Raw genomic sequence first — 4,881 nt, forward strand, 5'->3', positions numbered from 1 at the left:
TGCCGTGGTTGGAATCAGCGTCGTGATGCCCGGGCAGGTCCGGCAAGGCGACTTCTGCCAGACGGAAGGGCTCCTGCGACGGGGCTGGTCAGAGCCGGATCAACGCGACGGCCGGCGAAGCTCGGCTCCGCCGGGGACGGGAGGAGCAGGGCCCGCACGGGCGGGCAACAGGCCGGCGGTTCCGGCCACTCGGCCTGTCGGCGTGAACGGATCGCCGTCCACGACCGGCACCGGTCCGCCCCGGGCGGCAGTCGCGCAGTGAAAGAGTTTCGGCATCAAAGAGTGAAATCGAAACACAATTCCCGATTTCAGGGGTGCCGGTAATTCACTTATTCTGGACCCATGGAAAGGGCAACGGAGTTCTATGTAGTGAAGCGCGGTGACAACCTCACCAAGATCGCGTCCATGTTCCGTGTGACGCTCGGCCAGATTCTGGAGTGGAACCCCCAGATCGAGAATCCGGACATCATTTTCCCCGGCCAGCAGATCCGTGTCTCCGCACCGCGGACGAACGGTGAGTACGAGCCGTTCCCGGGCGCTGATTTCTTCCAGTCGTCCGTGACCAGTCCGGTCATCGAGGCCATGGGTTACCGCCTCATCGAGGAGGGCTGCTCGGCGTACGCCGGCGGACCCGACTCGCAGTGGAGCGAGGCGGACCGGAAGTCCTACTCGAATTGGCAGCACAAACTCGGATTCTCGGGCCACGACGCCGACGGCACGCCGGGCCGGAAGTCCTGGGACAGGCTGCACGTACCCGCTGTGTACGAGTGATCGGTACCGAGACCCCGTCCGCCCGTACGCGCCGCCGGATGGCGAAGGGCTCGGGTTCCGGGCCGCCGCGGACCGCGTGGCGCGCACGGGCCAGGGCCCGTATCGCCTATCTCGAGGCGGAGCTGGAACACGAGAGCGGCAGGCAGGTTCCGGAGGACCGGACGGCACTCATCGAGGGAATGCGAGGGCATCTGAAAAAGGCCCGTGCGGCCGCGGACGAGGATTTCGGATGGCGGTGGATCTGGTCGGGATCGGCCGCCCGTGAGGGCGTGTGCTCGAATATCCGCAGTGCCGAGGTGTTGCTGATTCAACTGGTTTCCGACGAGGAGGCGGCGGGCCGCGCCAGTGAGGTCATGGCGCTGGTCAAGGATCATCTGGACGCCGACGACCCACGGCGGCTCCGGCTCGCCCTGCGGCTCCGTCCCATCATCTCCGGCGACATCACGCCGAGCGACCGGGATCTCATGGCCCGGTCGCTCGACGCCGCTTACAGCAGCCTGGACGACGAACTGGCCCGGGTGCGCAGCCTGCGCAACATCCTCTGGGCCGCCACGGTCCTCGTGCTCCTCGGCGTGGTGAGCCTGGCTCTCTACGGGTGGTTCTCGCCCAAGTCGCTGAGTCTGTGCTTCGAGCCCGGGTCCGGCTCCGGGGACCAGGTCGACGTCGTGTGCCCCACCGCGGAACATCGCGACCAGCCGAAGAACACCGATCCCAGCAGTCTGGCCGACCCGACGGACATCGTCACGGTCGAGATCGCCGGACTCGTCGGCGCGGCCCTCACCGTCATCGCCTCACTGCGCCGCATCCGGGGCACCGACTCCCCGTACATGCTGCCCCTCGCTTCGGCCGTGCTGAAGTTCCCCACCGGAGCCCTGTCGGCCTTCCTCGGCCTGCTGCTGATCCGCGGTGCCTTCGTCCCCGGACTCAGTGACCTCGACAGCCGGGCGCAGGTCCTCGCCTGGGCCGCGGCCTTCGGCGCCGCACAGCACCTGGTGACCCGACTCGTGGACGACCGCGCCCAGATGACGCTGTCGGAGGTGGGCAGGACCACCGACGCCGTGATCGACCCCGAGAGGGTCGCCGTCAAGGAGGGGCTGACGACACCTGCCGCGGCCGGGTCGCCCGACGGCGCGGGGCCGCACGACGAGCCGCGCGAGGGGCCGCGCGGGAACGAGCAAGACGGAGAGCCGCTCCCCGACGGCGCGCCCGCTCACCGCCGCGGCGGTGCGTGAGCCGTCTCCGGCAACCTCGGGACCACAGTTGCGGGGGCAAAAGTTCACCGAGGACGAGCGCGAGACCTCCGCCGGCAGATCGGCCGGGTCCGCGCCGCGGCGGACTGGCTCGAAGGAGCCCTCGACAACGGCGAGTTCACCCTGGACGAGCAGCTGGTCCAGCTGCTCAAGGGCGAGTAGGCCATGCCGCGACGCCGGGAGGCTAGGCCGCTGGCCGAGCACTACGGCGACCGGGTCCGCGTCGCCCTGATGGAAGCACGCCCCGCCGGCCTGCACACCTACCAGCTCATGGCCGCCACCCGCCTGACCCGCTCGCAGGTCGGCCGCGGCATCCGGCACGTCCGCGACGTCGTCGCCGCGGAGAACCTGACGCCGATCACATGGACACGGCGGGACGGGTTCATGTTCTCCGACGACCCCGCGGAATGGATCGAGTACGACAAGCGGCAGTTCCGGCAGATCCTCGGCCGCCTCACCCGGGTGAGCACGGGCACGCTCGATCCGCACCTGGCCCGCTACCCCGACGACGAATGGGCCCAACTCGCCACCGCCCAGCTCACCGGCGTCCGCGCCACCCTCGCCCAGCTCTCCAAACAGCCCCTTTCCACCGCCGATCCCCCTGTCGAGCCCGCCGTGCCCACTGCCGCCCGTCGCCGCCGCTACCCCTCCGACACCTCCGTCGCCGAATGGGCGCTCCTGGAACCCCTGCTGCCCATCCCGGCCTGCCGGACCAAGATCGGCGGACATCCGGAGAAGTGGCCGCGGCGGGAGATCGTCGACGGCATCCGCTACATCGTCGACAACGGCGCGAAGTGGCGGGCTCTGCCTGCGGATTTTCCCCCGTGGGAGACGGTTCACGGGTTCTTCTGGCGGTGGAACCGGGCCGGGGTCGTCACCTTCATCCGTGACCAGCTCCGCCGCAGGATCCGTACCGGCAAGGGCCGCTGCCCGCACCCGGTCACGCTGATCGTGGACTCCCAGTCGGTCAAGGGCGCCTCCACCGTCGGCAGGAACAGCCGGGGCTACGACGCCGCGAAGAAGATCAACGGCCGCAAGCGACATATCGCCGTGGACACGCTCGGACTGCCGGTGATGATCCCGGTGACGCCCGCCGACATCCAGGACCGCGACGCCGCCCGCGACGTGTTTTGGCGCCTCCGCCTCACCCAGCCGCGGATCACCCAGGCTGGGCCGACCGCGGCTACGCCGGCGAACTCGTGGACTGGGCCCGCGAACGCCTCTGGCTGAGCCTGCGCATCGTCTCCCGGCCCAAGGGCGTCAAGGGCTTCGTCGTGTTGCCCCGCCGCTGGAAGGTCGAGCGCACGATCGGCTGGTGCATGAACGCCCGCCGCAACGCACGCGACCACGAACGGCTGCCCCAGCACTTCGAAGCCCATCTGAACTGGGCACTCATCACCACGATGACCCGACGCATCACCCGCGAAAGCCCCCGCACCGACCGCTGGACGAAGAAATCCCGGCCCGCCGACAGCTGACCTCGGCCCAAGCCGGCATCCGGCGCACATCTCGATTCCCCAAGCCAGGTGGCGCTGACGCCGATCGCCTGACGCGGTGAGCTCACCGAGCAGGTCAGTGTGCTGCGTAGTCGGGGAGGCGGATCGCTTCCGTGCGGGTGTTTTCCGGGGCGTTGGCGGCGAGCATGTCCAGCACCTCCTGGGTGGGCGCGGACATGAAGAACCGCTCCGCGCCCTCGCGTCCCACGGCCTGGTGTTCGGTGACGAACGGCCGCATCGCATGCTCGTAGGCCGTGAACGCCTCCGTGTGGTTGCCGCGGGCCTGCGCCAGCTCGCCGGCCAGCACGTACGCGCCGATGAGTGCCTGGGACGTGCCGCGTCCCGAGGTGGGGGCCGCGCAGTAACCGGCGTCACCGAGCAGGACGACTCGGCTGCGGCTCCAGGTGTCCATCACGACTTGAGCGTTGACGTCGAACCAGAAGTCCTCGGCTTTCCGCATCTCCGTCAGGAGCCGCGGGATCTCCCAGCCCTCACCGGCGAACCGTTCAGCGACGATGCGCTGCAGCTCGCCGCTGTCGTGGCGGTCGTACGCCAGCTCCTCGGAGGCGAAGTGCAGGGCGGCCCGGGCTCGGCCGTCGGAGTTCTCGGCGAACATGCTGGCCGCCTTCCCGGGGGAGACGTAGAGCTGCCCGGTGCGGTGCAGTCCCAGATAGTTCGGCAGGCTGAAGATCGCGGTGTGGATGCCCAGGGAGCGTACGAAGTGCTCCTCGGAGCCGAAAGCCAGCGCCCGGGTCCGCGAGTGCAGCCCGTCGGCGCCGACCAGCAGGTCGAACCGTCGGGGCGGCCCGTTCTCGAAGGTGACGTCCACACCGTCGGCGTCCTGTTCCACCGTGGCGATGGAGTCGCCGAAGAGGTACTCCGCCCGGTCCTGGGCGGCCGCGTACAGCAGCCGGGTCAGCTCTCCCTTGGGAACCTCCAGGTCACCTGCGAAGACCGCGGCCGGCAGCGTGGCGTACTGCCTGCCGTCGGCGTCCACCATCGCCGCGTCGCCCATCTCGGTGTCCAGCGCCCGGATCGGCTCCAGCAGGTCCATCCGGTCCAGGACGTCGAGTGCCTCACCGCGGAAGTCGACGGCGTAGCCACCGTGACGGATGTGCGGGGCGCGTTCGATCACCGTGGGGCGGAAGCCGTGGTGGTCCAGCCAGTAGGCGAGCGCCAGGCCAGCGATACCGGCGCCTGAAATCAGAGCCTTCTTGTTCGTCGTCATGGGTACAACGTACGGACTCCTATGATGCCTATGAAGTGCGTCTTTAATGAAAGTGCTCTAGTGCGGAAAGAATGAGGTGTACTAGTAGGACTCCGTTAGGTGTGTTTGCCGGTGGTGTCCGGTCGGGGGCACGGTG

Annotated in this window: 3 protein-coding genes and 3 pseudogenes; 5 read left to right on the forward strand and 1 reads right to left on the reverse strand. The window is 69.0% G+C overall.

All coding sequences use genetic code 11. The annotated features are described in order from the left end of the window. Positions 1-342 precede the first annotated feature (342 nt). The 5 genes and pseudogenes from ACFU3E_RS38195 to ACFU3E_RS38215 form a co-directional block, all read left to right on the forward strand. Positions 343-483: pseudogene (locus ACFU3E_RS38195) on the forward strand (LysM peptidoglycan-binding domain-containing protein); the annotation flags it as partial. Positions 484-516: 33 nt separating this feature from the next. Then, a pseudogene (locus ACFU3E_RS38200) lies at positions 517-771 on the forward strand (peptidoglycan-binding protein); the annotation flags it as partial. Further along, entirely contained in the window at positions 768-2,003 is a 1,236-nt protein-coding gene (locus ACFU3E_RS38205; protein ID WP_384169370.1) for a hypothetical protein, read from the forward strand. The pseudogene ACFU3E_RS38200 and the gene ACFU3E_RS38205, both read left to right, overlap by 4 nt. Positions 2,004-2,081: 78 nt before the next feature. Next, positions 2,082-2,183 (forward strand): DUF6192 family protein, encoded by a 102-nt coding sequence (locus tag ACFU3E_RS38210; protein ID WP_384169375.1) that lies wholly within the window; start codon positions 2,082-2,084, stop codon positions 2,181-2,183. Between the two features lie 453 nt (positions 2,184-2,636). Further along, positions 2,637-3,499, forward strand: a pseudogene (locus tag ACFU3E_RS38215) (IS5 family transposase). A 94-nt stretch (positions 3,500-3,593) separates the two neighbouring features. Here ACFU3E_RS38215 and ACFU3E_RS38220 read toward each other — a convergent pair. Continuing rightward, the gene (locus ACFU3E_RS38220; protein ID WP_384169372.1) at positions 3,594-4,745 is read right to left on the reverse strand and encodes an FAD-dependent monooxygenase; all 1,152 of its coding nucleotides are present in this window, start codon (positions 4,743-4,745) and stop codon (positions 3,594-3,596) included. Between the last annotated feature and the right edge of the window lie 136 nt (positions 4,746-4,881).

This window comes from Streptomyces sp. NPDC057424, assembly GCF_042803315.1.
In the GTDB taxonomy this organism is placed as follows: Bacteria; Actinomycetota; Actinomycetes; order Streptomycetales; family Streptomycetaceae; genus Streptomyces.

Bases quoted from the DNA above. Each gene is read 5' to 3' on its own strand.
- ACFU3E_RS38220 (WP_384169372.1), bottom strand. From the start codon at position 4,745: ATGACGACGAACAAGAAGGCTCTGATTTCAGGCGCCGGTATCGCTGGC.